Origin of the sequence: Bacteriovorax sp. BAL6_X, from assembly GCF_000443995.1 — a bacterium.
GTDB lineage: Bacteria > Bdellovibrionota > Bacteriovoracia > Bacteriovoracales > Bacteriovoracaceae > Halobacteriovorax_A.
This window is the reverse complement of sequence record NZ_AUMC01000010.1, coordinates 854,941-881,411: the sequence shown is the minus strand read 5'-3', so window position 1 is coordinate 881,411 and position 26,471 is coordinate 854,941. Positions and strand designations below refer to the sequence as shown.

General features: G+C 36.3%; 32 protein-coding genes. 18 read left to right on the top strand and 14 right to left on the bottom strand.

Annotation, left to right across the window (positions count from 1 at the left end):
- Positions 1-58 precede the first annotated feature (58 nt).
- Genes M902_RS16240 through M902_RS14945 form a run of 4 tightly spaced genes read left to right on the top strand, consistent with a single transcriptional unit; the run spans position 59 to position 5,309 of the window.
- Positions 59-2,404 (top strand): phosphotransferase, encoded by a 2,346-nt coding sequence (locus tag M902_RS16240; RefSeq protein ID WP_021268477.1) that lies wholly within the window; start codon positions 59-61, stop codon positions 2,402-2,404.
- Positions 2,397-4,013, top strand: coding sequence for an AMP-binding protein (locus M902_RS14955; RefSeq protein ID WP_021267876.1), 1,617 nt, complete (start codon positions 2,397-2,399; stop codon positions 4,011-4,013). The genes M902_RS16240 and M902_RS14955 overlap by 8 nt, the downstream gene beginning before the upstream one ends.
- Before the next feature lie 13 nt (positions 4,014-4,026).
- Positions 4,027-4,284 (top strand): acyl carrier protein, encoded by a 258-nt coding sequence (locus tag M902_RS14950; protein ID WP_021267857.1) that lies wholly within the window; start codon positions 4,027-4,029, stop codon positions 4,282-4,284.
- 11 nt (positions 4,285-4,295) lie between these two features.
- The gene (locus tag M902_RS14945) at positions 4,296-5,309 is read left to right on the top strand and encodes a diiron oxygenase (protein WP_021268233.1); all 1,014 of its coding nucleotides are present in this window, start codon (positions 4,296-4,298) and stop codon (positions 5,307-5,309) included.
- A gap of 36 nt (positions 5,310-5,345) precedes the next feature.
- Here the strand turns inward: M902_RS14945 and M902_RS14940 are convergent, their stop codons facing one another.
- Both M902_RS14940 and M902_RS14935 read right to left on the bottom strand, forming a co-directional pair.
- Positions 5,346-5,711: a response regulator gene (locus M902_RS14940; protein ID WP_021268014.1), complete on the bottom strand. Its 366-nt coding sequence runs from the start codon at positions 5,709-5,711 to the stop codon at positions 5,346-5,348.
- The gene (locus M902_RS14935; RefSeq protein WP_021268429.1) at positions 5,683-6,996 is read right to left on the bottom strand and encodes a CFI-box-CTERM domain-containing protein; all 1,314 of its coding nucleotides are present in this window, start codon (positions 6,994-6,996) and stop codon (positions 5,683-5,685) included. Before M902_RS14935 ends, M902_RS14940 begins: the two co-directional genes overlap by 29 nt.
- A 105-nt stretch (positions 6,997-7,101) precedes the next feature.
- Here M902_RS14935 and M902_RS14930 point away from each other — a divergent pair, with 105 nt between their 5' ends.
- From M902_RS14930 to rpsD, 3 genes are all read left to right on the top strand, one after another.
- The gene (locus tag M902_RS14930; protein WP_021268253.1) at positions 7,102-7,611 is read left to right on the top strand and encodes a rhodanese-like domain-containing protein; all 510 of its coding nucleotides are present in this window, start codon (positions 7,102-7,104) and stop codon (positions 7,609-7,611) included.
- Positions 7,608-8,468, top strand: coding sequence for an aminotransferase class IV (locus M902_RS14925; protein WP_021267961.1), 861 nt, complete (start codon positions 7,608-7,610; stop codon positions 8,466-8,468). The genes M902_RS14930 and M902_RS14925 overlap by 4 nt, the downstream gene beginning before the upstream one ends.
- A gap of 183 nt (positions 8,469-8,651) precedes the next feature.
- On the top strand, positions 8,652-9,284 hold the full coding sequence (gene rpsD / locus M902_RS14920) for a 30S ribosomal protein S4 (RefSeq protein ID WP_021268645.1): 633 nt from the start codon (positions 8,652-8,654) through the stop codon (positions 9,282-9,284).
- Positions 9,285-9,343: 59 nt separating this feature from the next.
- Here the strand turns inward: rpsD and M902_RS14915 are convergent, their stop codons facing one another.
- Together M902_RS14915 and M902_RS14910 are read right to left on the bottom strand one after the other, a co-directional pair.
- Positions 9,344-9,901, bottom strand: a complete 558-nt coding sequence (locus M902_RS14915; protein WP_021268036.1) for a cytidylyltransferase — start codon at positions 9,899-9,901, stop codon at positions 9,344-9,346.
- A 3-nt stretch (positions 9,902-9,904) separates the two neighbouring features.
- A complete protein-coding gene (locus M902_RS14910; RefSeq protein ID WP_021268476.1) occupies positions 9,905-10,207 on the bottom strand; it encodes a hypothetical protein in 303 nt (100 codons plus the stop codon).
- Positions 10,208-10,276: 69 nt separating this feature from the next.
- Here M902_RS14910 and M902_RS14905 point away from each other — a divergent pair, with 69 nt between their 5' ends.
- Both M902_RS14905 and M902_RS14900 read left to right on the top strand, forming a co-directional pair.
- Positions 10,277-10,621 (top strand): hypothetical protein, encoded by a 345-nt coding sequence (locus tag M902_RS14905; RefSeq protein WP_021267886.1) that lies wholly within the window; start codon positions 10,277-10,279, stop codon positions 10,619-10,621.
- Positions 10,621-11,037, top strand: a complete 417-nt coding sequence (locus M902_RS14900; RefSeq protein ID WP_021268236.1) for a TM2 domain-containing protein — start codon at positions 10,621-10,623, stop codon at positions 11,035-11,037. Before M902_RS14905 ends, M902_RS14900 begins: the two co-directional genes overlap by 1 nt.
- A gap of 50 nt (positions 11,038-11,087) precedes the next feature.
- Here the strand turns inward: M902_RS14900 and M902_RS14895 are convergent, their stop codons facing one another.
- Complete coding sequence (locus tag M902_RS14895) at positions 11,088-11,657, bottom strand: hypothetical protein (protein WP_021267942.1); 570 nt, start codon at positions 11,655-11,657, stop codon at positions 11,088-11,090.
- A gap of 223 nt (positions 11,658-11,880) precedes the next feature.
- On the opposite strand from M902_RS14895, the gene M902_RS14890 reads away from it, so the two are divergent.
- The gene (locus M902_RS14890) at positions 11,881-12,102 is read left to right on the top strand and encodes a hypothetical protein (protein ID WP_021267780.1); all 222 of its coding nucleotides are present in this window, start codon (positions 11,881-11,883) and stop codon (positions 12,100-12,102) included.
- Here M902_RS14890 and dtd read toward each other — a convergent pair whose 3' ends face one another.
- Positions 12,103-12,537 carry a D-aminoacyl-tRNA deacylase gene (gene dtd / locus M902_RS14885; RefSeq protein WP_021268636.1) on the bottom strand — a complete coding sequence of 145 codons (435 nt, stop codon included), beginning with the start codon at positions 12,535-12,537 and terminating at the stop codon, positions 12,103-12,105.
- Positions 12,537-14,468 carry a hypothetical protein gene (locus M902_RS14880; protein WP_021268556.1) on the bottom strand — a complete coding sequence of 644 codons (1,932 nt, stop codon included), beginning with the start codon at positions 14,466-14,468 and terminating at the stop codon, positions 12,537-12,539. Before M902_RS14880 ends, dtd begins: the two co-directional genes overlap by 1 nt.
- Before the next feature lie 114 nt (positions 14,469-14,582).
- Between M902_RS14880 and M902_RS14875 the strand changes: the two genes are divergently transcribed.
- The 5 genes from M902_RS14875 (at position 14,583) to M902_RS14860 (ending at position 18,410) form a co-directional block, all read left to right on the top strand.
- Positions 14,583-15,047 carry a hypothetical protein gene (locus tag M902_RS14875; RefSeq protein WP_021268153.1) on the top strand — a complete coding sequence of 155 codons (465 nt, stop codon included), beginning with the start codon at positions 14,583-14,585 and terminating at the stop codon, positions 15,045-15,047.
- Positions 15,048-15,141: 94 nt separating this feature from the next.
- A complete protein-coding gene (locus M902_RS14870; RefSeq protein ID WP_021268088.1) occupies positions 15,142-15,798 on the top strand; it encodes an inorganic pyrophosphatase in 657 nt (218 codons plus the stop codon).
- Positions 15,779-16,771: a YceI family protein gene (locus M902_RS14865; RefSeq protein WP_040314896.1), complete on the top strand. Its 993-nt coding sequence runs from the start codon at positions 15,779-15,781 to the stop codon at positions 16,769-16,771. Before M902_RS14870 ends, M902_RS14865 begins: the two co-directional genes overlap by 20 nt.
- Before the next feature lie 96 nt (positions 16,772-16,867).
- Positions 16,868-17,050, top strand: coding sequence for a hypothetical protein (locus M902_RS16570; RefSeq protein WP_156979911.1), 183 nt, complete (start codon positions 16,868-16,870; stop codon positions 17,048-17,050).
- Between the two features lie 70 nt (positions 17,051-17,120).
- Entirely contained in the window at positions 17,121-18,410 is a 1,290-nt protein-coding gene (locus M902_RS14860) for an ectonucleotide pyrophosphatase/phosphodiesterase (RefSeq protein WP_021268554.1), read from the top strand.
- A 55-nt stretch (positions 18,411-18,465) separates the two neighbouring features.
- Here M902_RS14860 and M902_RS14855 read toward each other — a convergent pair whose 3' ends face one another.
- From M902_RS14855 to M902_RS14845, 3 genes are all read right to left on the bottom strand, one after another.
- A complete protein-coding gene (locus tag M902_RS14855; RefSeq protein WP_021268676.1) occupies positions 18,466-19,335 on the bottom strand; it encodes a hypothetical protein in 870 nt (289 codons plus the stop codon).
- Between the two features lie 118 nt (positions 19,336-19,453).
- Entirely contained in the window at positions 19,454-20,668 is a 1,215-nt protein-coding gene (locus M902_RS14850) for a chloride channel protein (protein WP_021268238.1), read from the bottom strand.
- 47 nt (positions 20,669-20,715) lie between these two features.
- Entirely contained in the window at positions 20,716-21,174 is a 459-nt protein-coding gene (locus M902_RS14845; RefSeq protein WP_021267832.1) for a VOC family protein, read from the bottom strand.
- Between the two features lie 138 nt (positions 21,175-21,312).
- On the opposite strand from M902_RS14845, the gene M902_RS14840 reads away from it, so the two are divergent.
- Complete coding sequence (locus M902_RS14840) at positions 21,313-21,657, top strand: hypothetical protein (RefSeq protein ID WP_021268043.1); 345 nt, start codon at positions 21,313-21,315, stop codon at positions 21,655-21,657.
- Between the two features lie 103 nt (positions 21,658-21,760).
- Positions 21,761-22,054 carry a hypothetical protein gene (locus M902_RS14835; RefSeq protein ID WP_021268162.1) on the top strand — a complete coding sequence of 98 codons (294 nt, stop codon included), beginning with the start codon at positions 21,761-21,763 and terminating at the stop codon, positions 22,052-22,054.
- A gap of 31 nt (positions 22,055-22,085) precedes the next feature.
- On the opposite strand, the gene M902_RS14830 is transcribed toward M902_RS14835, so the two are convergent.
- From M902_RS14830 to M902_RS14820, 3 genes are all read right to left on the bottom strand, one after another.
- A complete protein-coding gene (locus M902_RS14830) occupies positions 22,086-22,316 on the bottom strand; it encodes a hypothetical protein (protein ID WP_021267948.1) in 231 nt (76 codons plus the stop codon).
- Between the two features lie 158 nt (positions 22,317-22,474).
- On the bottom strand, positions 22,475-24,451 hold the full coding sequence (locus M902_RS14825; protein ID WP_021268611.1) for a hybrid sensor histidine kinase/response regulator: 1,977 nt from the start codon (positions 24,449-24,451) through the stop codon (positions 22,475-22,477).
- Between the two features lie 79 nt (positions 24,452-24,530).
- Positions 24,531-24,848 carry a hypothetical protein gene (locus tag M902_RS14820; RefSeq protein WP_021268376.1) on the bottom strand — a complete coding sequence of 106 codons (318 nt, stop codon included), beginning with the start codon at positions 24,846-24,848 and terminating at the stop codon, positions 24,531-24,533.
- A gap of 242 nt (positions 24,849-25,090) precedes the next feature.
- Between M902_RS14820 and M902_RS14815 the strand changes: the two genes are divergently transcribed.
- The gene (locus M902_RS14815) at positions 25,091-25,837 is read left to right on the top strand and encodes an endonuclease I family protein (RefSeq protein WP_021268292.1); all 747 of its coding nucleotides are present in this window, start codon (positions 25,091-25,093) and stop codon (positions 25,835-25,837) included.
- Positions 25,838-25,860: 23 nt separating this feature from the next.
- On the opposite strand, the gene M902_RS16235 is transcribed toward M902_RS14815, so the two are convergent.
- Positions 25,861-26,469 carry a DUF6151 family protein gene (locus tag M902_RS16235; RefSeq protein ID WP_021268408.1) on the bottom strand — a complete coding sequence of 203 codons (609 nt, stop codon included), beginning with the start codon at positions 26,467-26,469 and terminating at the stop codon, positions 25,861-25,863.
- Between the last annotated feature and the right edge of the window lie 2 nt (positions 26,470-26,471).

Below are 26,471 nucleotides of genomic sequence, written 5' to 3'. Positions count from 1 at the left end.
CCATAGTACAATTTTCAATAAAACGTTCTCGTTCATCTTTATAAGCTATATTTGAACTATGAAGATCAATGAAACACACACAGATTCAGCTTCTGAGCAGGAAGCAAAAGTCGTCAAGCAGAAGCTTTCGGCCCCATCTCGTTTTGACTACTCTGAGGCAGCAAGACTAAATCGTATTGCGATTCTAGAGGCCCAGTGCGGAGAGAACCTCGATTCAATTCAAGAAACGGACTTAGATGGATTAAACCTCAAGGGTAATATCGAATCTTATGCTGGAAGTATTTCCATTCCAATGGGAATTTGTGGACCTTTAAAAATTAATGAAAAAGGTGAAAAAGAAGATCTTTATATTCCAATTGCAACATCTGAAGGAGCACTAGTATCCTCTATCACTCGTGGTGCACTTGCTGTTTCACTATGTGGTGGATTTAAGGCAAAAGTATTAAGAAAGAGAATGTACCGTGCCCCTGTATTTACATTTGATGATATTGACCATGCTGATGAATTTATCTCATGGCTAGAAGATAATTTCGATACGATTAAGAGTATAACTAAGAAGTATTCAAACTTTGCTGATCTTAAAAAGATTAAACCAGTTCTTATTGGCCGTAACGTTCATGCTAAATTTATTTATGAGTGCGCGGATGCCTCTGGTCAAAATATGACAACTGTTTGTACATGGCAGTCATGTTTGTGGATCAAAGAAGAACTATTAACATCCAAAATTAAACTAGTGGAATTCTTTCTTGAAGGAAATGGTTCAAGTGATAAGAAAGTTTCAGTTGGATCTGCCATGCAGACTCGTGGAACTTATGTAACTGCAGAGTGTGTAATTACTGAGAAAGTTTTAAAACGTATCTTAAAAACTTCAAGTACAGACCTAGTCAATTTATACCTTAGATCTCTTCCTATCACACGCCTTGAAGGTATGACAGGATATAACGTAAACGTGGCCAATGCTGTTGCTGCCATTTTTGCTTCAACTGGACAGGACCTTGCCTGTATTCATGAATCTTCAACAGCAGTTTTAAATTTTGAAAAACATGAAAAAGGTTTATATGTAAGCTTAACCCTACCTTCACTAGTAATTGGAACAGTTGGTGGAGGAACAGGCCTTGGCCATTATAAAGATTGCCTAAAATCGATTGGTTGTTCTGGTGCCGGAAAAGTTGAGAGGTTCGCAAAAATTATAGCTGGAGCCGCCCTTTCACTAGAGCTTTCTACAATGTCGGCCATCTGTGGAGGACAATTTGCTTATGCTCACGATAAGCTAGGAAGAAATAATCCAAAAGATCAACTTAAGACAAAAGACATTACTAAAGAGTTTATCAATGAAAACTTCACTGATCAGTCGGCGCTTGTAAAGGAAAGTACATCAATAGAGCACGATCATAAGATCAATATCGAAAATGGTATTATCACAGAAGCAACATCTCGAGTGGTCAATAAATCACTAGGATTTACTTCATTAGAAATAAATAAAGAAGACAAGATTATACTTAAGTCTAAGCCTCTAGATACTGATGTAATAGCAGGTTTTGCAGCTATCGCAGGTTTTGCCGATAGTGATATCAGAAGAAAATTTATCAAAACAATTCATAATAATGAATTTACAAAATGTCATATTAGAGAAATTGAAGCATACCGTATGGTTTCAAAGAACTACGCACGCTATATGCCAGAGCTTCATGGTACATATGTAAATGTTCAAAAAGAAGCATATTTACTTCTTCTTGAAAATCTAAACTTCTCACAAATTGAACTCATGAATACTCAAGGAAGCTTAGAGCTTTGGATTAGTTCAACGCGTGAGTTAATCTACGATGCAATATCAAAAATACACAAGGGCTTTGCAAATTCACAAGAAGTAGCTGAATCTTCACTAAACCTAGGTAAAGTAAATATTGATAAGGATTTATCTAAATCGATTATCACTTATATTCGTGCACAAAACTATATTAGTGCAAAAACAGAAGAGAAATTAGAAGAAGTTCTAGATAACGTAGAACAATGGGCAAAAGTCATCAATGAGGGCCCTAAAACGCTAACTCACAATGACTTTAATCCAAGGAATATTTGCTTCAAGAATGGGCGTCCATGCTTCTATGATTGGGAGTTATCACGCTTTAACTCTCCATACAGAGACTTAGTTGAGTTCATGAGTTTCACAACGCCAAGCGGAGAGATCGCAAGTGATATCGAATACTACTTCGCAAAAGATGGCCTAGAACTAACTAGAGAAGAAAAATTAGAAAATATGCTTTCATGTGCAAATGAATATCTTCTTAACCGTGTTCTATTCTACTATGTAGGTCATAGTGTAAATGAATATGAATTCATGCCACATATCTTTAATAAGACACTTGAGATAATTGCTTACTTAGAAGGTCAACTGAATGACTAACCTAATTGACAAGCTACTTTCAAATAAAGATCTAGAAAAGAAGGTTCTCTTCTTTTACAAGAACTTTAAGCTTGTTAGCACTCTTTCTATCAATGAGCTTATGGAGAAGGCCCGCCTAATTGCTTCAAAAATTAAAGCAAATGAGATCACGGATAGTAATATAATTCTTTCATTTGAAAATGAAGAAAACTTTGTGACATATTTCTTTGGTATTATTCTTTCAGGAAATGTACCAGTACCAATGGCTTCAAATGCCCTAATGCTAAAAGATGATTATCAAGAGTTACTATTCCAATTCTCTTCAGCAGCACAAACGAAGTATATCGCAGCAAAGAACTCTCCAGAGGGATTTACAAATATAGCAAAGTTTAACGACGTTGAAATGGCAGCACAATTTGCTAATCCAGAAAGCAGAGAAACTTGTTTTATCCAATTTTCTTCAGGTTCAACTTCGTCCCCTAAAGGGGTTGTTATCAGTCATAGCAACCTACTAGCAAATAATGATCAAATTAATCAAGGGATCAAACTTAGAGAATCTGATTCAATATGTACTTGGCTTCCACTTCATCATGACATGGGGCTAATTGGAAGTCTTCTAACTGCTCTCTTAAAGAATTTAGAATGTCATATTATTCGTACTCAGGATTACGTGATAGCACCTCACAAATGGCTTCACTTAGTATCTGAAACAAAGTGTAGTGCCCTTTGTATTCCTAATTCGGCCTACTATGTTTGTGCGACTAAAATCCCTGAAAAGAAATTACAAGGACTCGACCTTTCACATATTCGTTTCGCTCAATGTGGGGCCGAGCCAATTAAGGCCAACGTTTTAAAAGCGTTTAGTAAACGTTTTGAAAAATACGGTTTCAGTGCAAACGCTATTATGCCTGTTTATGGATTAGCAGAAGCAACTCTTGCTGTTACATTTCATGAAGTAGGAACTAAGTTTGAAACATTAACGCTTAAGAATGAAGAATTTATTTCATGTGGGAAGGTCCTTTCTCCTACTCAGCTAGAGATAAGAAATCAAGACCAAGGTATTGGAGAAATCTATATAAAAGGGCCATCAATTTCAACTCACTACTTTGGAAGAAAATCACATCTTGAAAATGGATGGCTAAACACAGGAGACCTAGGCTTCCTCGATAAAGAAGGTAAGCTCTACGTAACAGGAAGAAGCAAAGATCTGATCATTTGTAACGGTGTAAATATCTTTGCCAATGACCTCGAATTTTTGGCCGCCAAAGTTCCAGCGGTAAAGCTTGGCCGCATGGTTGCCTTCTCTATCCAAACGGATAAGAGCGAGCTACCACATCTCATCATTGAGCTTAATGAGAAGTCAAAAGAGGCCCGTAAGAGAGTTAAACAAGACGTCGTTAATGCACTTAAGTCAAAGATTTCCCTATCAGAAGACAATATCTCGATCGTGCCAGAATTAACCCTTAAGAAAACGACAAGTGGGAAGGTAAAGCGTCAAAGTGCTCAAAAAAGATACATGGCCGGAGAAATTACAAAAATCGAGAAAAATTATCGATTTAATCTTATAGTATCTCGATACATAAAAAATAAATTTAAGTTTAATTTCTTAATTAAAGAGAAATTGGGATAACTTGGATACTGCTATGAATGAGAGAATTTTAAAATATCTAAATGAAATAATTGCAGAAATCAGTGATGAAAAAGAAATCACACTGAATCTTGAAACAAGCTTTATTACACTTGGCCTTGACTCATATGATGCCATGTCTTTTGTTGGCCGTTTAAAAGAAGACTTCGAAGAGCTGCCTGTTACAATCTTTTTACAATGCCAAACAACGCAGGATTTAATTAATTACTTAGAAAAAAATTTTAATGAAGAACTAAAGAAAGTAATTTCATAATTGGAGCTAAGATGGAATCGAGACTTATTAGCAAATTAGAGAAACTTAATAAACAATCTGTCGATCGCGCCTTCACTGTTGAAGCACTCGATTGGTCAAAACCAATAGATAAGAAGCTTAAGTGGACACCAGATGAAATGGTGACTATCTCTTACCTTCCAAGTTATGACTTACTTACAGAGGCCCAAAAACTTAGATTCAACCAATTGATTGGACTTTCTATTTGCGAGCAATTCATTTGGTTTGAAAACGTTCTTCTAAATCCGGCCCTAAGAAGCTGTAAAAGAATTTATAAGCTAAATCCTCAAATGACAGAGGCCATTGATCACTTTATGGAAGAAGAGGATAAGCACGGTGAAATTTTTCTAAGAATGCTTATGAAGGCCGAACCAGAAAATTATTCAAAAGAGAACCCTTTACGAATTTTTAAACTAAGTCCTGTGCAAAACTTCATTATGAAAGTTGTCACAACATTTCCAAATATCTTTTTATGGTGGATTTGGATTGCCCTATTCTTTGAAGAGAGGACATTAGATATCTCTAAAAAATATAATAAGGCACTTAAGGCCGGTGATGTAGACTGGAACTTTTGGCAATGTCACTACTATCATATGCTTGATGAAGTTAGACACCAACAAATTGACGAATGCTTCCTTGCGTCTTTCTACGACAAGGCCAATCCAATCCTTAGAAAGATTAATGCCAGCGTCTTTGTTAAGTTCATTTCATCATACTTTGGACCTAAGAGACTTGCTGGAAGAATTTTAGAACTAATGCAAGAAGAGTTCAGTGATCTTTCACAGGAAACTGTTAATCAATTAAAAAGCGAATTTGAATCACTTCGTACGAATGTAGAATTCCAACGAAGTGCCTTTTCGAGGCAGGGGCTTGGCCGTACATATGAGCTACTGGCCAAATATAATGAGATGGATGGTTTCTGGGATCTGTTGCTTGAAGAAAGCAAGGAAGATCACCTAGGAAAAAATCGATACGTACGAGGTACGCATTCGACAATCCTAAACTAGCCAAATTAAAAAGGGACCTTATAAGGTCCCTTTTTTTTATTGTAGATCTTTTTTTAAACTTGTCAGTAATTCATCTAGATCAAAAGGCTTGTAAAAGAAACGAGTCACCCCTTCCTTCATTGCCTCTTTCAGAGAAATATCTGCTTGTCCTGAAACAAAGTAGAATACTTTCTCCTTCTGGTTGTCATTACTATTTGTACAATCAAGAACAACCTTTCCATTTCCATCTGGCATCTTGTAATCGGAAATTATGGCATCAAAAGTTTGGCCACTATTGATTAGCTTAACAGCACTATTTCCAGAGCTCGCACACTCCGTCTTATAGCCTTCAAACTGAAGCTCCTCGGCCAGTAACTCTAGAATATCTGGTTCGTCATCGACGATTAAAACTTTGTAAGGCATAGATAACTTCTCTTCTAAACGTTAAAAACGTAACTATAGTCATGAATCCTAATATAAATAGGATATTTTGTAAAACAAAATAGATTGAGAAACTATACCTTTTAATCATTGAGGCCAAGGCCTCGTTATTTAAGATTGTTTCCACAAAAAATGGCGCAGTGCTATAGTAAAGTTTTACAAATGCAGCTCCAAGAGCTGTCTTCATCAGATAGTCATCTCTAATAACGCGAAAGTATTCTAAGACATAGTGGTTTCTTTGAAAGCCAGCAGTTACAAGATAGCACTGGTTTTCAGAAAGTAGTTTCTCTATTGGTTCAGGTTGATAATCTGCCGTCTGTACATCAAGGTCAGCATTACTTGTACTACCTGGCCCTATAAACCCAAAGTGATCCAAATACGCAATGGCGGAGCTATAAGTTGAGTTATTGGCCAAATTTGTAACCTTAACATTACCTTCATTTGATTGGTCTTCGATAACTCGAATATCATCAACGGCCCTAGTGACGAGTCCCCCTCCATTTTTAACATAGAGAGCAATTCGGGAAATGTAAGCACTATTTCCACCATGATCACCAAAGTAATCGAGAACCGCAGTCTGGTCCCCTGCATAGGTCCCAGTGATATTTAGGCTTGCACGTGTTCTTAAATCTGTTACAGCAGCACTAATGATAAGTTTAAAATAAATCGCTCTTCCTACAGTATCAGGAATTTCCACTTCTTCGTTTGAACTATAATCCGTATCTTTAGGCATGTAGAATAGAACCAACTCGATATTGTCTTTAATTGAGGCAATTGAATCAGTAATTCCAGCACAATTTAATTCGCTTGTTGAGCAGATATCAAGAAAGCTTACAAATGGTGCTTCAACCTGCGAGCTTGGGATTTCACTAACAATACGATAAGCCGGACTTGAGTTATCATTATCTTTTAATGCTACATATAGCTCTTCGTTTGTATAAGCTAGAGAGTCAACATCTCGTAAAAAGAGCCCTCCGACATCAGACGTAGCATCGGCCAAATTAGGAGATGTTCCACTTGAGTCAGCAAGATAATATGCAAAATCTTGTACACCAGTACCAAGGCTAAGAGGTACATAGAGAGTGATAGCGGCCTCGGCAGTAGAGCCGTCTCCACCTAAATTATAAAAAAGCTCATTTAAGTTTTCACCTGTTGAATTTCTGAGGTAAAAAATAGGCTCTTTAGTGTCATCTAATCCAAGACTGGCACCGTAGGCACTTGTGATTGTAAGGTAAAGAAAAATGAAGATTTTAAATAATTTCTGCATAGTAAAATTATGGGTTAAGTTTTATTCATGGTCAAATAATTAAAGATTTGGCATGATAAATTGAAATAGTTAAGTAGTTTAAATGACAAAGGTTTGGATCAAATTATGAAATATATCGTACTCTCAATGCTTCTATTAAGTTCATGTATTGGAACGGATGGAATTAAGGATCAGAGAAAAGTTATTGGCAGTATGGCCTCGGCCCTTTCTAAAAAATACCCAAGTGTTGAGAATGTGGACTGCGACTACTTAACAAGGCGCCTTAGGCTTAAGGATAACCGCCTTGTTGTCGTCGACGCACGAAATATTTATCAATTCGAGGTCTCTCAAATTGAGAGAGCTATTCCTTTGTCAAAGCTTCACGAAGTCTACCCTCAACTGCAAGGTAAGGAAGTCGTTGTCTATTCTACGATTGGAACGCGTTCAACTAAAGCTATACTCGAGCTTACAAAAACTAATCCAAATACAAAGTTTTCGAATCTATTTGGTGGAATTCTTGATTGGCTACAATGTGGTCAAAAGATTTATCTAAAGGGTAAAGAAACAAAAGAGATTCGTTTTGAAAATGATGCGTGGAATATTATCCCAGAAGGATACAAAGCAATTCTCCCATGAAAGTAATTAGCATTAATGGCCAAATTTTAGATCTCGAAAAGGATGCAAAAATCTCAGTACTTGATCGTGGTTTTCTTTACGGAGACTCTGTTTACGAAGTAACAGAGGTTCGAAATGGAAAAGTTGGTTTTTTAAAAGCACACCTCGATCGTCTTCAAAACTCAGCTTTAAAGATGCACATGCACCTGCAATTAAGTTTCAAAGAGTATGAAAGACGTATTATTGAAGTTGCAACTAGACTTCATGAAGCTGGTCATGACAGGTGCTACATTCGATTAGTGGTCACACGTGGAGAAGGTGAAATCACTCTAGACCCACAAGCGGCCAGCAACCAAAATGTTATCATTATAGGAAAAGAGCTTCCAGAAAACCCTACGTCTTGGTATGACGACGGCGTTGAAGTCATCATTGCTTCAACTCTTAGAAATCCTGTAAAGTCCATGGACCCTAATATTAAGTCAGGAAATTATCTTAACAATATCCTCGCCTATAACGAGGCCAAGGAAGCAGGATATTTTGATGCCATCATGTTAAATCAGGACGGCAACGTTACGGAATGTACAACCAGTAATATCTGGATTGTAAAAGATGGCATTTTCAAAACCCCGCCTATTGCAGCAGGACTTCTAAAAGGTATCACCAGAGAAAATGTTATTCGCATACTTGGTAAGCATGGCATTGCTTTCGAAGAGGTAAATTTCACAGGAAGTGAGCTGAAAGATGCAGATGAATGTTTTTTGACGTCATCAACAAAATACCTTGTCCCCATCGTTAAAGTTGACGACACAATAATAGGAAATGGAAAACCTGGATGCAAAACTCTGCAAGTACTTGATATCTTTAAATCCGAACTCTAAAACTTCTATAATATCTAATATTTACATCCTTTCCCATTGACAACAGTGGCCATTGTTCGCTATAAAGCTTCAGTTACATCCGAAATTATTAAGTAAGATTGATGGGCCTAAGGCACTAGCCTTTGAGATGTGATGTAACTTTTCCTTGTCCCTAAAGTCTTTTTTATTCAAAAGGAGCCAACAATGGCAAAGAGTACTACAGCGAGATCACGCTTTAAAATCCAAAGAGCACTAGGTATCGAACTTCCAGGTCTTGGAAAAGCAGGTGCACTAGCACGTCGTCCATACGGACCAGGTGTACACGGTAACAAAAGAAAGAAAATTTCTGACTATGCCGTACGTCTTAAAGAAAAACAAAAACTAGTATTCCACTACGGTCTAAGAGAAAAGCAACTTGTTACTTACGTAAAGCAAGCTAAGAAGAACACTGCTGGTAAGCCATGGATGGAAGTACTTCTAACTAACCTAGAGTCAAGACTGAACAACGTTGTTTTCAGACTTGGATTTGCACCATCAATGATGGCAGCTTCTCAAATGGTTTCTCACGGACAAATCCTAGTTAATGGTAAGAAAGTTGACCGTTCATCTTTCATCGTTAGTCAAGGTGACGTTATCTCTCTAACAGAGAAAGGTTATAACAACCAACTTTACAAGCAAACTCAAGAAACTCCACGTTTCGCAGCAGTTCCTGCTTGTTACAATGTTGAAGGTACAGATAAGAAGAAAGCAACTATGGTTGCAGCTCCTCTTGAATCAGATGTACCATTTGAATTCAACTCTCAGCTAGTTATTGAGTACTACTGGAAGGTAAAATAGAACCTAACCAAATTAGGACTATATATAAGGGCTTCATTTTTGAAGCCCTTTTTTTTTACTTATTTATTTGATCTTATTTTCGTCGAACTTAAATTTTGATAATCATGAGGCCTTAGATAAATCACCTCAATTTTAGAATTATAATTTTTTATCTTCTTTTCCACTTCTCTATACTCATCCATTTTCTCGTCACGTGGGACAACATAGATTTTTGTTAGAAACTGACAGACCTTTTCAACCTCAAACCATTTAAGAAATGATCCGAAGGTATCATCACCCATTAGCCAATTCACCTCAGGATATTTCACCTCTTGTAGCCACTCATATGTAGGCCTTCTTAGCTTTTGGGCCCAAAACCCCGTATAAATAGGAAAACGCTCTCCTGTTGCCTCTTTAATCTTTAGGTACTCACCGTAGGGGTCTTCCTGCTCATTTGACTTCCAAGGACTATAGTCTAGGACAATGATAATATTGTCTTCATATTCACTACACTGATTAAGACACTCGAGATGGCCATCGTGAAATGGATGAAAGCTACCACCGAATAATGTGACAGATGATTTAGACTTGGAAGAATAGAGCTCTACTCGACTAGCAATCTCTTCTAATTTACTCATTCGTTAGAAATCTTTGCTTTGTAGTGTCTTTCGCCCATCTTGCTTAGCTCGCTGTGCTGCAGAGTCACATTTTACTCGGACAATATCAGATAGGATCTCCATCACATTGGCCGATGTATTGAGATTATGCTTGTCCTTAATATATTTCTTAAGTTTTGAGGCCACAATTAAGATATCTTTATCTGTAAGATTAAGAGTTTTTTTATCACTTGATACTAGAATGCGACGAGGCTCTTTCCTCTCTTTCGAGTTATTTTCTTCGCTCACGTTGTCTCCATTTGAGTTCTTTAAATAATCAACTTTCACATATATCTCCAAGTCTAGTATAATAATAGTGTAACTTAAATTTAAATCTAATAAACCAACGAGCAAAATATGAAGTTCTCTTGCGAATTTAATGATATTGAGTATTTTTTCACTACAGAAATTGGTCCAGACACCAATGATAAATACCATTTATTTCTATCAGGGCCAAAGCTTACCAAGTACCAAAATGATGAAATGAAATTTCATACATTAACGATAAGCGCTAAGTACCAAGGTACTGAGCTAAATTATTTTATAACGGGAATTCCACTCTCTCTAGATGAAGAAGAGCAAACGCAGGAGCTAGAAGATTTTTTTGAGGCCAAAGAAATCTTTGAAAAGATCGAAGATGCGTTTGAGCTACTACTAAGTGATCGTCAGGCACCTCCATGGGGCCTAAAGGAGTATAAGTAATGAATCAACAACAAGGTATTCTCCCAAATAACTCACACAGTAAGGTCATGGGCTATCTATTATGGCTCCTTGGCTTCATGGGTGCACACCGCTTCTATTACGGTAAACCAGTATCGGGTACAATTTGGATGTTTACACTAGGGCTTCTAGGAATCGGTTGGCTAGTTGATCTTTTTCTTATACCTACAATGGATGAGGAATGTGATAATCGCTACCTTGAAGGTGTTCTTGATTATAATATTGCGTGGGTTCTTCTAACTTTCCTTGGAGTCTTTGGCTTTCACAAATTCTATCAAGGAAAAATAGTGATGGGGATACTCTACCTTCTAACAGGAGGCTTCCTTCTCTTTGGAGTTCTTTACGACTTCTGGACACTCAATGAACAAATTGATGATATCAACAAAGGTATTGCATAAAAAAAGGCCCTCACTAAGAGGGCCCTTTTATTTGCTTCATTTAGATTAAATTAAAAACCACAACGTCCATGATAAAGGTATACACGATCGTAGTCTCTAGAAGTTGCATCGAAAGTCGAGTAAGTTTGACCAGCATCTGCAACGTCAATTTTGAAAACCTTAGAAATGATATCGTCACGGTATTCTACAAAACGACGTCCAGGGTAGCGACGATAAACAGTCGTACAATGACCTCTTCTTCTGCTGCAAATAACTTCTGGAATAGTAATTTCACAGAACTCGTCACGGTGGCGAATAGGCCCTCGTTCAACATCTGTTGTAATCGTTCCATGAAGATCATAATTAAGACTTGTATCGGCCTTATCTAGTGTAAACTCTCCGTTTCTTGGAAGTTTAAACTTTTCATCAAACTTAACTGTTAACTTTTCACCAGCAACTAAAATCTTAAGTTTTCTTTTTCCAATGAACTTAAGCTTTGCATTGTACTCACCTTTAGCAAGTGAAATATTATCGTCTTTTGACTTAAGCTCTACTTCTGAATCAACAGAAAGTGTCCCCTTGAATTCAGTCTTACAACCAACTAGTAGCCCTAGTAACAAGGCAAATGTAAAAAATCTCATATCCCCTCCATATGACGAACATTAAAATAAATTGTATTTAAAACACAAAAAATGGATTGTCCATACTTGCATAATTGACATGAAATTTATACTTATTTCGGGACTAAACAAAAAGCTGATAGAGAACATGTTTTATATTTCATATTTGTAGTAAGTTAAAACTGGACAATTTTCTAAAATTGTTTAATATTGACGCAATATCGACTACTTAAACGGAGACCCCATGGAAAACACTAAAGTTTACGAGACGTCTATTGTTCCTAAAGGTGAAATGCTAGAGCCAGTTAGAGATACTGCATATGTTGCATCTTCTCTAACGATTGAAGTTCTTCACGTTATGACTTTCTTTGTGATCTTTGCCTTTATCTTTGCTGGAATTTGGAAAACAGCTGTCAGGATGGAAAGAAGAGAAAAAGAAGGATCTAAGTCAAAAGTTACTGCTTAATTAGAATTCAATATGAAAAGTCACTGGCCCGTCGTTATGTATTTCGACGGCCATGCTTTCTCCAAAGACTCCCTTCTCTACAGGGACAGTGCTTTGTAGTATCTCAATAAATTCATTAAACATCTTATTTGCTATATCTGGTTTTGCACTTCCATCAAAGCTTGGACGATTACCTTTTTTACCATTCCAAGAAAGAGTAAACTGTGAAACAGCAAGAATGCTTCCTTGGATATCAACAACAGAACGATTCATCCGTCCTTGCTCATCCGCAAATATTCTTAAGGCCAAAATCTTATCTGCTGCTTTCTTGAGTGTTTGCTGACTGTCTTCATGTTCAATACAAACAAGTAAATGAAGTCCTCTCTCAATCTGAGCAACTACATCATTATTAACTTTTACATTGGAACTTGAGACTCGTTGGATAACTATTTTCATTAACTCTGCTTATACTCTTCAATTTGTTTCAATTCATATTGCTTTTTTAAATTCTTAATCTTCTCTTCATAGCTTGAAACAAGTTGATCTCTGAGTCTTTGAGAGTCGCTCATTTGTCTCTCTAGTTTCTTTTGGGCAAGATTAAGCTTTCTTCTCATATCTGTATTGTGATCAGCTGTCATCTTCTGCTTTTCAAGATTATGATTATGAGTCATGCGAGATGATTTAACTTCATTTTCTCTTTTAACCATTTTTAAACGTGTATTGAAGTCATCACGAAGCGCCTGAAACCTTTTTTCATATTGATCTTTAATATGATCAAGGCTTTCTTTCATTTCTGTTCTTTGCATACGAGACTGTTCTTGAAAGAACTCACTTTCAGATTGCTGTTTTCTCTTAGAAGAAGTCCTCAGCATATAGAGCTTTTCTTCTGCATCAGCGATAGACTTTTTTAACTGCTCTTCTTGTAATTGAAACTTACCTTCATATGAAGCTTGAATATCAGAAATTCTCTTATCCATTTCCTGACGGTGCGACTTAAGAGTCTCCGCATACATCTCATGATTACGAGCATTGATCTCTTCTTTTTCTTCTCTAAAAGAGTCTTGAAGTGACTTAACTGTTTCAATATTTTTTTCTTCTGTGCGAACCAAATTATCTCTAAAGTGATCCCTTTGGTTATCCATTAACTCACGAAATTGATTTTCTTTCTGAACAACACTATCTTCAGCAACTTTCTTTTCGTGAGTGATATTTCTATTATATTGAGACTTTTTTATTTCGTGCTGTCTTTGAGAGCGAGCTTGAATAGCATCAGCATTTGCTCTTGTTTCATTCTTAAACTCGGCCATACGGGTCTGCTGCTCTCGAGACTGATCCTTTACTCTTTTTGTTACAGCATTATCTTTTTCAACAAGTTTATTTTCAAAGTCTTTAATGATTTCTGAGTTAAGTTGTTTTAGGCGATCAATTTTTTGTTGAAACTTATCTTCAACACCTCTTTGCTCCATTTGGTTCATTGACTGAGAGCTCTTAAAGCGAGCAATATCAAGGTCATGATCACCTTTGATGTCTTCTCTCTTGCTGACCTGATCTCTTAGAAGTTGCGATACTTCCTTTTCGTGATTAAGCCTTTGGTCTTGCAATGACTTTTGAGTCTTTATATGTAGATCACGGGCAAGTTGATCAACACCTGCTTGCTTCTCATTTACTTGACGTAGATAAGACTGATTTGCTTCTTCCAAGGCATTCTTTTTAGAAGCGACTAGAAAATCCTCTCGCCTCTTTCCTTCATCAGCAACCTTTCTTAGATTCTTATCCGCAGTGTTTTTAAGATCACGGTTTTCAAGAGAAAATTCTGACTTAAGCTCATTTAATTGCTCACGATTCCTTCTCACTTGTGCTTTTTCACGTGCTGCGAAGTCGGCATTTAATTTCTGATTTGATTCTGTCGTGTGCTCACTAAGTTGTTTAATTGTAGCCTGGAAGCGGTCTTGATTTAAGTCAATACGCTCTTGTGATCTCTTATTTTGTGCTTCGAGATTACTTTGATAAGTGGTATCTCTTTGTTCAATCGTATCAGCATAGGCTTGCTTTAGATTGGCAAGCTTCTCATCGAATTTTGATTTTTGTTGCGTTGAAGTTTTGTGGAAATCTTCTCTAATCTCTTCGTTCTTTTCACGAAAAAAATCTTTAGACTTGGCCATTGCAAGCTTGGCCTTTTTTGCGGCCTCATCAAGCTTTTCTTGATTATCTTCGATAAGGGCCTGCTGCTTCTTAGCATGCTCATGTTTGATATTATCAATCTTATGAGCATTCTTATTTTGAATATTTTGAAGATTGGACTGGTAGCCTTCACGAATATGGTTGAGCTGCTTTCGCTGCTCTTGATTCATTTGAGTAATTTTCTTTGAATAATCTTCGACTTTCATAAATTTACGCTACCGCCCGTCCATAAAATTATACCTTCTTTATAGACTCTCGTTCACTAGGCAAAGAGTATCATACCTAAACACCTGATTTTGCAGCTATGATAAAATTATTCAATGAATAACCTAAGCGATGAAAAAAAATACGAAAGTTTTCTAAATATGTGGAGAACATTAGTTTCTCTGACACACCTCGACAATATTGTCTCACAACAGGAAAAAGCTCTGATACAAGACTTCATCCTCAATGCAAAGCTTGAAGAGGAAGATAGGGCGTTATTAAATGATGATCTTGATCAAAGGCACCGCCCCGATGAGTTCATTCATAAAGTAAATTATCCTGCTCACCTAAGCCAACTTCACCACTTGGCAAACGTTCTGTTTCGATCTGATGAACTTGACCCAAAAGAAGAGGTATTCTTAAAGAAAATTCTTGATGATATCGAAGCAAAAATCGGTATTCTCAACGCAACGACTCAAAGTGCTCACACTATTAGTGAGCTCAACAAAAACCATGTAAATGATCAGGAAAAAGGCCCAAGAAGTGTATTTTCAGAGATCATCCGCTTCTTTTCAAAATAGCCACTCGATAGCTTTCTATTGGGCCTGATAAAACTTCCTAGACGATCCACTTTGTGCTAAGTTATTGCCAAAATATTCACAAAAAGGATTAATAATGACTAACTCAGAACTTAATGATTTCTTAGAGAAATATGGAAAAATGTTTAGGCCAAATCCATGGCATGGTATCAAGACTTGGGACGATGAAGACAAGAAAGTTCTAAACGCTTATATCGAAATTACTCCAAATGATCGTGTGAAATATGAAGTTCATAAAGAAAGCGGTTATCTAATGGTCGATCGCCCACAGAAGTTCTCAAATATTATTCCACAGCTATATGGATTAATCCCACGTACATACTCAGATGAAAAATCTGCAAACTTTGCTCAAGCAGAAACAGGACGCACAGGAATTGTTGGTGATCTTGATCCAATCGATATTTGCGTACTTGCTGAAAAGAATATTGTTCAAGGTGACATCCTAGTAAACTGTATTCCAGTTGGTGGTTTCAGAATGCTTGATGGCGGAGAGATTGATGATAAGATTATTGCTGTTCTAAAAGACGATGCAATGTTTGGTCACATCACTGATATCGATCAAGTTCCAGCACCAGTTTTAGCAGAGCTTAAGCACTACTTCTTAACTTATAAGGAAATCCCTGTAAAAGAAGGCGAAGCTAAAGTTGAAATCACAGAAACTTACAATGCAGAAACTGCGATGAAAGTTATCAACCTCGGAATAGAAGACTATAATGAGAAATTTGTTAAATAATTACAAATGGTGCCTGATTGGGCACCTTTTTATTACCCTATTAATTTCCCTTAATACTTTTGGTTCAACTTCTTATATTGTAAATAAAGAGCACTCTAAGCTTAAGTTTAGCATCAAGTATATGGCACTGACTGACGTTGAAGGCCAATTTGATGACTACACAATCTACTTTAAGAAGGATGAGAATAAGATCAGTGAGATTCAGGGTGAGATTATTGTTAAAAGTATCAACACTTTTGATAAGAAGAGAGATCAGCATTTAAAAAAGAATGATTTCTTCAATGCAGAGAACTTTCCAATTATAAAATTTAAAAATACTGAAGCTATTGTTTTAAAAGATAATAAAGCTAATACAAAGCTTACTCTTACGGTAAAAGATAAAACAAAGACTGTACCTATTAGCTTTAAGTACTTAGGTAAGCGTACAGACCCTTGGACAAATAAAGATGGTATTTACTTTGAAGGAAGTTTTAAAATCAACCGTTTTGACTTCGGTATCAACTGGAGCAAGAACTTTGATGGCGGACTTGTTGTAGGTGAAGAAGTAATCATTAAGTTTACGATTGAGGCCTATCAGTCAAATGACAAACCGGCCTTCTCTCGCTTCTATCTTCCTACAGATACAGTAAAAAGAAACGTCTCTCTGGATGCTAAGACATCCGGAGGGCCGCTCATTCTACCAAATGGTAAAATTACAAAGAACACAACGGCCAATATTGCACCAGATAGTGATTATACAGAGATTTCAAACATTGCCCTAACACTGGTTTCAACAGGGATTCTCTTTGTAATCACGATCGTTTTTGGTATCTGGGGACAGGCAAGACTCGTAGATTATTTAGAAGAGAAAGGAATGTCAGAAAATGTTACACTCCTACTATCAACTATAATCGTAACATCATTTATTGTGGCATCTATCTACATCACTAGTGAATACACGGGTGTCGGAACTCACCCACTTTTCCAACGCTAACAAACCTTAAGATAACCTTAAGAAACGGGGCTTTAGAGCTTTTCTTAAGAAAATCTTTACTTGTTCACCTTTACTAAATTGTCTTAAAATTTCTCTATGAAGAAGGAGAAAAGTGTTATGACAATTGAAGCTGTTGAATACAGAGTTGAAGAAGGAATTATTTTTACAAAAGATTTAGATGGTCTTTTTCGTCAAGAATACGACATTCCACTTGAGCACATTAGAACATTAAAATTTAGATTTTCGGAAATCGATTTTGATGATTATAACTGTTATTAATTCCTAATATACAAGAACACGGTTAATCCCTTACAATTTAAGTAAATATTGATTTACAAGGGATTAACCAATGAAAAAGCTACTCGTACCATTAGCATTAATAACACTATTCGCATACACGTCCTGTACAAAGAACAGTTCGACATACAAGAATAGTTACCATATTGAACAATCAAGTCAGAACACCGCTTCTGTTGAAGAATTACAAAATATTAATCCTGTACTTCTTATCTCCTTAGATGGCTACCGCTACGATTACACAAAGAAATATCAACCAAAGTTCTTATCAAAATTTTCAAATGAAGGGGCCCAGTTAAAAAGTCTTATTCCTTCGTACCCTACTAAAACATTTCCAAATCACCTATCAATTGCAACAGGCCGCTATCCGATGAACCATGGGATTGTAGCAAATCACTTCTACGCCCCAGACCTTGAACAGAGCTATTCTCTAAAAGATCGTAAGGCAATTAAAAATAAAAATTTCTACCTCTCACCTACTATATGGGTGGCCGCAGAAGAACAAGGACTAAAGACTGCAACACTATTTTGGCCAGGCTCTGAAGCTGATATTTCAGGAGTTAGGCCTTCTTATTGGTATGACTATATTCACTCAATGCCACACAAAGATCGAGTCGACCAAGTTCTAAAATGGTTAAAACTACCTCCAAAGCAAAGGCCATATTTTATGACTCTCTACTTTCCAGACATAGACTCCGCTGGCCATCATCACGGTACAAAGTCTAAGGAAGTCAAAGAGGCCATCACTAAAGTTGATGAAACATTAGAAAAATTTATTACTCAAGCAACAGAGCTTACGCCAAATTTAAATATTATCATTGTCTCTGACCATGGAATGAAGAATGTCGATGAGAAGAAGAAAGAAATCATCTTAAAGAATGATGACCTGATGCAGATAAAAGAAGATTATAGAATTTATGGTGCAGGCCCTATTACTCAATTCTACCTAAAGGCCAAGGGAAGAGATGTCGAAAAAGATATCGTAGCGCTAAATGCTAAGGCCGAAAATTTTAAATGTTACAATAAGGACAATACTCCAAAAAGACTAAACTTTAGAGGAAATGTACGAGTTGGCTCAATTGCTTGTATAGCTAAATCGGGCTGGTGGATTGCTGCTACAGACTTAAACTCTCCTAAAGCAAGTCACGGTTGGGATCAGTTTAGTGATATGGATATGCATGGAATTTTCTATGCTCAGGGACCTGATTTTAAGAAGAATTATATAGCTGAGTCAAAAGAGAATATTCACATCTTCCCTCTTGTTCTGAGACTTTTAGGGCTCGATAATCATTATCAAATCGATGGAAAGATCGAAGCAATTCAAGACATCATCAATCAATAGAAATAAAAAAGGCAGGTATAAAACCTGCCTTTCATTTATCGGTAATTTGAATTAATTACATTGTCTTTGGCTTATACCAACATAGTGGTCTAATACCAGTTTCGTAATCATCAACTCTGTTACAAGTACCAGCTAGAGCATCCGTTTTAGATACATCATCATTTAGGTCTTTGTCACATAGTGCACCTTGGAAGTAAGTATCTAAACGACACTGACCAGCTGGGTGCTTGTCATCAGTTTTTCTAACAACTGACATATCTGGAGTTGTAAAAGATACTGAACGACCTGAATTAAGAAGTGTCGCTAGACCTTTTGCAGCTTGAGCCATTCTCTTACATAGAGCATTTTCGTTTGAATCAGACCATACAGCATTACACTTTGACTCAACTTGTGGATCGATATCCATTTTTGATACGATACGTGCGTTGTCATCATCTTGAAAGATTCTTCTGAAACACTTAAGTGATGCCCAGTAATCAGATTGACCTTCGTTTGATGCCCATGATGGAATCCAAAATCTTTTGATTTTTGGAGCACCAGCTAGGTGGTGACCTAGTTCGTGACATACAACAAGAGCAAATCCATCTGGAGATACTAGCTCGTGACGAGCAAGACCACCAAACATGTGAACATTCCAAACACCTCCACCTTGGTTAGCGTAAGCATTTACTGTTCCATCTTCCCATTTACGGTGAAACTTAAGTCTTGCACCTTCAGTTTCAACAACTGGAGCGTAAACTTCGTTTGCACGATCGATAATGATATTGAATAACTCTTCAGTCATTCCATTGCCCGTTAGTGCATCAACACCACGATATAGATCATTTTCTGGCATGATTCCTGTTTTTCCGTGAATATCACATGAATAAGATTGAATTGAAAAGATTGCAGCTACTAATGCAATCATTAGAGTAGATTTTCTCATCTCTTTCCTCCCTGAAAGTACATAATTAAATATAAACAAGTCATTATAGAAATTAAAAAAACACTCTGTGAAGAAAAAAATTAACTTGCCAGAATTAATTAGAAAGTATTTTAGTCAACTATTTAAATTTCTTAACGATTTGTGCTGAATAGATTGTCTCTTTACCCGAAGCGATCTGTCCGATAACCATGGCAATAAAGAGATAAGGTAGTAACTCATGGCCAAAGATCTCGGCGCCCATGGCAATACACGCAAGAGGTGTATTAGAAGCACTACCAAAGACAACACAAAATCCAAGGGCCGCTAGAAAATTAGGATTAATTGAAACAATAGACGACATCCATGAGCCCATTGTTGTTCCTATATAAACAAGCGGTGTGAATTCACCTCCTTTGATTCCTGAGACGAGAGAAATTACTGTAAGTATAAATTTTAAAATGAAATCTTTAATCGATACTATTTCTGTTAGGGCCTGTTGAATAACTTCAATCCCTAGCCCAGTGTAACGCTGTTTATAGAAATCATTAAGTACATAGTAAAAAAATAGCAAAATAAGACAGCCCAGAAACGTTATAAGTAGTGGCCGACCAAGGGATTTAATTCTATCTTTCGACTTCTCAACAGAAAGAACAAATAGTCTTGCAACTAGGCCAAAGCCGGCACCTGCAATAAGTGCATAAAAGACGAGCTTCCATGAAAACTCTAATTGAGTAATTCGTATATATACCGAGTGAGGTGTATAGAGTAAATGAGTCGTGTAAAAACCAATATAAGAAGCAATTAAGCATTCAAGAAAAGTAGATATCTTGATCCTAGCATTTAAGTAGATTGCTTCAATCCCAAAGATAGCACCAGCAAAAGGAGCACCGATTGCAGTACCAAACCCGGCCCCACATCCGGCCATTAAAAGAACCGCTCTCTTTCTTTTTGAATATTTAAATAATTTTGCTAAATAGTTCCCAATTGCTCCCCCCATCTGCACGGCACTTCCTTCTCGTCCAACACTTGCACCAAATAGATGAGAAACTAATGTGGAAAAAAGAATTAGAGGTATCATAACTAGCGGAATATCTCTTTTAGGGTGATGAACTTCATCAATAATAAGATTATTTCCCTTCTCACTAATTGGAGACCATTTCTTATAGCAGAAGTTAACTGCAACCATAGCAATTGGTAAAAAATAAATGAGATAACTATATTTGAATCTAATGGTTGTTACTAGTTTTAACAGATGTAAAAAAACAGAGGAAGAAATCCCTGTAAGGACACCTAATACGATAAAAGAAAAATAATATTTTAGATTGCGACTATCATTAGTAATATCTGCTGCCATATTTCCATTCTAAGTTAGAAATATAGCAGCGTCTATCATTATGAATTTTACCAAGAGCCTGTATTTTCCATATCCTTCCAAGGAGTGGCAGGAGAAAGAGGCTCACCTTTTTGAAGTAGCTCAATAGAGATATCATCAGGTGATTTTAAGAAGGCCATATAACCATCTCTTGGTGGACGGTTGATAGTCACACCTTGATCCATAAGCTTCTGACAAGTCTCATAGATGTCATCGACACGAAATGCTAAATGGCCCCAGTTACGACTACTAACAGGCAACTTCTCAGTGTTGCCATTATCATCAGGCCAATTATAAGTAAGCTCAACCAGTGGAGCTTGTTCTACTTTTGCTTTCTCTTCATCTTCGGGTGCACTTAAATACACAAGAGAGAACTTCCCTGCTTCACTTTCAATACGATGAACTTCTTTGAGTCCAAGTTTATTGCAATAGAAATCCATACTTTCATCTAGGTTACTTACACGAACCATTGTGTGGAGAAACTTCATTTCAACCTCCATAATTAGTTGTCAAATTTAGTACTACTTTAACAAGATTTATCCATATAAAGTACTAAAATTTCGTTAGCTTTTGGTCAATTTTTAATATCATTTATAATTTCTGCATAATTTTAAAGAGGGCCAAATATGAATCATTTAAGGTTACTTATCGTTACTTTATCACTTAAACTATCTGCTTTTGTCTTCGCTGGAGAGATTGATCGAAATACGACTGCTTCAATGATTGACCAAATGGTTGCAAGAGGAATTATAGGAAAGCACGAAGCAGAACAGGCCAAGTCAAAACTTACGGCCATGCCAGATCAAGAGTGGGGCCAATTAAGTGAATTAGGCAGAAAGCTGGCCTCTCAACAAATCGCAAATGGCAATGTAGACCTAAGCGTTGATAGTGCTGCTCACAATATCGATTTCAATTCAAAACAGTTTAAAGATATTCAATCGAAAGTGAAGAGTATTATGCAAGCTCCCTGATATTTAACAAGATTCCATTATTTTTTTCATATATGCTTAATGACAATTGACCGATTAAAACAAAATTCATATAAGCTCCTTAAAATCACTTTGAGGAGCCCTTATGAATTCACTAATTAAACTATTACTAGTTTCTGTTATTACACTTTCAAGCACATATGCTTCATGTCGCCTTGAAGTAGAACTTCAATCAATGGACATCCTAGCTCAAGAGCTAGCAGTAACTTATGATGAAGTTTATAACGAGTACCAAACAAATATTTCATTTGTAGGAATTAATGAAGATGGGCAAGACCTTTACTCTGCCTATTTCAATACTTATTCAGGAGCATTTAAACTGGATACAGTGATTGATGAAAGATGTGATGTAGTAAGTTTCGAACTTTCGCTTATGTAATAAAAAAGGCTACTTTAAGTAGCCTTTTTTTTTAACGTTCTCTTGTTTCTGTCTGAAGTACCTCTTGGTAATCCTGGATGTCATCAAAACTTCTCTTGTAATTCTTTCTCTGATGACTTTTTTTTCCATTTGCATAATTGCTTAATTCATTCACTTTACTCTTTGGCGCATTATAGTCTTCCGAACTATTAATTCTTCGATCGTTAGCTGCAAAAGAAAGTGGAGAAGTTAAGAAAATAGCAAGAATAAATAAACGTTTCATCCTATACTCCTAATTTTCTTAAACCATGTAAACGAATTATTCGTTTTACTATTCTATTGTAATCCACTTCTATAGCGGGCGAAAGGGCCCGGCAATTACTTATTCAAAAATTAACATACTTAACAAAAACATAACAATTTGCTAAAGGTATCTTGATTTTACGCAACTTTCTTTTCAACTCCCCCACCCATGGCCTTACTAATTTCTCTTACGATATCTTCTTCTGAAAATGGCTTATATAAAAAACCATCAACCATAGATGAAGCTTGTCTATCTTCACCCTCGAGATTTATATTTACACAGCCTGTAGTAATAAGAATTCGAGGCTGTTTAATTAGTTTATTACTTCTAATACTCTTAATTAGCTTAGGTCCATTCATCACAGGCATCTTCATATCAGTAATAATTAAATCATAACTGTCAGGACTTGCAACATACATCTCATAAGCAATCTTGCCATTCTCAGCTAAGGAAACAGTAATCCCGATATCTTGTAAAATCTCTTCGAGAAGGTCTCTAATTCCTTCTTCATCATCAACAACAATCGCACGAAACTTCATCTTAAAATCACTTAAGCTTAGCATCTTACTCTCCTGTCTAGAAGATAACTCTTCACCATAATGAATTGGTAGCGATACTTTAAATACTGTTCCTATCCCTACTACACTCTTCATTGCCATCTTTCCGTTAAACTCATCTTTAATGAAACCATGGGCAATAGAAAGCCCCATCCCCGTCCCCTTACCGATATCCTTGGTGGTATAAAATAAGTCAAACACTCTTGAACGATCCTCTTCACTAATACCGTGTCCGTTATCCTCAACCTTGAAGGTTATACGTTCATTGCTTTCCTTGACAATAATATTGATCTTTCCATCAACCTTACCTTCTACTGCATCTCGAGCATTAGAAATAAGGTTAATTAATACCTGTTGAAACTTTCCTCTTTCGCCTTTGATTAATGCCTTTTCACTAACATTCATATAAAGACTTAAATGAATATTATCCTTGTCATAAAAGTCCTTTAGCATAGACACAGTATCTTTAAAAATATTTACGACACTAAAGTCCCTAGGCTCTTCGTCTTGGGCCTGTCTTGAAAATTTTCTTAGTCCAGATACAATTTTCTCTATTCGTTGGGCCGCAGCCTCAGACTTCTCCACTTTCTCTAATAACTCTTTACTATTTGCCTCTCCAATTCTTTTCTTAAGTGACTTTAAATGGCCTAGAATAATTGTTAATGGATTATTTATTTCATGACCAATACCTGCGGCCAATATTCCTATAGATGCCAATCTTTCATTTTGACTAACAAGTTTCTTTTGCCGCCCTAATTCTTCATACTGCTTTTTTATCGCCCTTTCTTGTCTTTTAACTTTCTTAGAAATGAGATATTCTCTTCTTCTTCCAGCTTCGATGATATAAACCGTTAACACGACAATGAATAAAAAAAGTGCAAGGTTAACAATATAATCAAAAGAGACCGTAAGAGTTGACTGAATTCTTGGTCCAGAAACTGTCAGATAATAATTAGTACTTCCATCCGTAGCAAATGGTTCCTCGTGTCGGTAAAAGTTATAACTCTTTTCACCGGCCCCGTAACCAATATCAAGATTCACTCGATAATTTGAATTATCATCACTTTTTAATTTTTTAGGTAATAAAGAGGAGAACGAGAATATCATATAGGCCCTCCCCTTTGTTCCATCAACAGAGCTTACAAATTCTTGTAAGATAATATCTGATGTTGCAGTATCAAAGATGACCTTATTATTTTTTCCAAACTTTCCACAAGTCTTTCCTTTAGACTGTAGCGTTTCATAAAGTGTTCCATTTTCTCCACTATAACAAATGGCAGAAATATTTAAATTTTTCAAAGTTGGTTTTGTAAAATTATTAAACTCCCACTGATTGACATTTAAAGATGAAGCAAAGAAGTGTGAGATCGCAACTAAGGCCTCTCCGCGAACACCTCGATTCGCATGGATTGTTGAAATAATTTCTTGAGCACTACTTTTAAATTCTTCTTCGTACTTTTCTCTTAAAAATTGCTCTCTTTGATAATAGAGAAGAGAGAGGAACGATATTCCTAGGATTAGAATTGTTAATGAGATTTTTGACAGGCCAAGTTTCACAGCAAACAAATCGTCCTTGTTTGCTGTGAACTTAACTTAAGATTCTGACGTACTAATCAGTACTACAATTTACCAATATTTACTTGTAACAAGAAATATCTGTAACGGCACTAACTTGAGGGTAAGAACCATCAATAGCTTCAACTCTTCCTTGAATTGGATATTTAAAAACATTTCTTAAAGTTAAATTGATTTCTGTTCGGCCAATATGTGCATTATCTAACTCCCCACACTTTTCAGTAGCGGCTTCAAAGATCTTTTCTTTTAATTCAGCTTCCATATTTGAAAATGAGCCTACGTATAAACTTATCGAATTTTGTGGAATTATAACTTCTTGCGCATATACCGAACTAGAGAAACTTAATACCGCTGTAACACCTAAAATTACTTTTTTCATAATACTCTCCTTAACCAGGCCAAAACTATTTTGGTTTAAGAGACTTTAGTTAATTCAATTTAATAAAAAAAATGAATAAACTCGATCACTAGGATAAGATTATTTTATGGCGCAAAGCAAACCCATTAGTGCTTCGTAAGTAAATATCCACATTAGACTCAGCTAATTTTAATCATTAGACATTTTAATAACGTTCAACTATAACAATTTTACACACACAAAAAAAAGACTTGGAGAATTGAATGTTTAAACTTCTAATTGTATCCCTGCTATGCCTTTGCGCATACTCTTCGACTAAGCTCGAGAAGGCCGTGGCAATCCTAGCAAGCTCAAATACTTCTATTGGCGTTCGCTATGACCTTCAAAGACTAACAACTAAGGGACACACAAGAAACTCTTATAAAACAGCAAGAAAGCACCTATTTGGAACTCTTCACCTTGAAAGGGACAACAGCAATGGAGCTTATATTCGCGATGTCTATTGTGATGAAGTTTACACAAATTCAACTCCTCGCATTGGAAAAATTGGTAAAGGAAGAATTCCTAACCATGAAGTTGTGAACTGCGAACACACTTGGCCACAATCAAAATTTGATCGTGGTGGCCTATCAAAATACCAAGTTGGTGATCTTCACCACCTATACCCTTCTCAAAACAGAGCAAATAGCACTCGTGGGAATTATAACTTTGGAAAAGTAGATGCTAAAAATTCAAGACTAGACTACTGTCCTGCTTCTAAATTTGATGGAAATACATACGAGCCACCAACTTACCACAAAGGAAATGTTGCAAGAGCGATGTTCTACTTTGCCGTTCGTTATGATCGAAAAATCAATTCACAAATGGAAGAAACTCTTCGTAAGTGGCATGAACTTGACCCAGTTGATGAAGATGAACGCTTAAGAAACGATAGAATTGAAAATATCCAGGGAAATAGAAACCCATTTATTGATGCTCCAGATCTAGTTTCAAGAATTACAGACTTCTAAAGTAATTTAAATATAAAAGAGAGTTAAGGGGCACTGTTTAGGTGCCCTTTTTTATTTAAAGATAGAATTTGAGGCTCAACTTTAGGTAGGCCAGAGTCAATATCAAAGAATGAATTAGGCCTTGTTAATCTTAATATAGACCCGATAGAAATGAGTTTTAAAAGAATTAAACCTGCCATCTTTGAGAATTTCTGAAAGCCATTTTTTGGCCAACTTTTGCGACCAACTGATGAGTACTTCATCATATTATAAGATTGGATATTACCTAACTTAGACTTTCCTCCATCACTGACAAAAGCACAAACGAGGCCATTAAACGGAATCTTTGCATCAAGAGTATTTACCATTGGAAAGTTACAACAACCTGCATACCAACGATAGAGACCTTTTGGGCTTAATCTTAGGCATGATATATGCTCATGACCTTTCGTAATCTTTATATAATGTGGTGCTGTTTGAAAAAGCTCTGTGCCATCATACTTATCTAATAAATCTCTACGACCAAGATATTGTGTATAAGTCTGACAATCATCACAGCAACAAACAACATGATTACTCAAATTCTTATTAACTACTAGCTCACCTTCAACTGAGCCACATTCACACTTTAATAAAACAATTTCTTTACTCACCT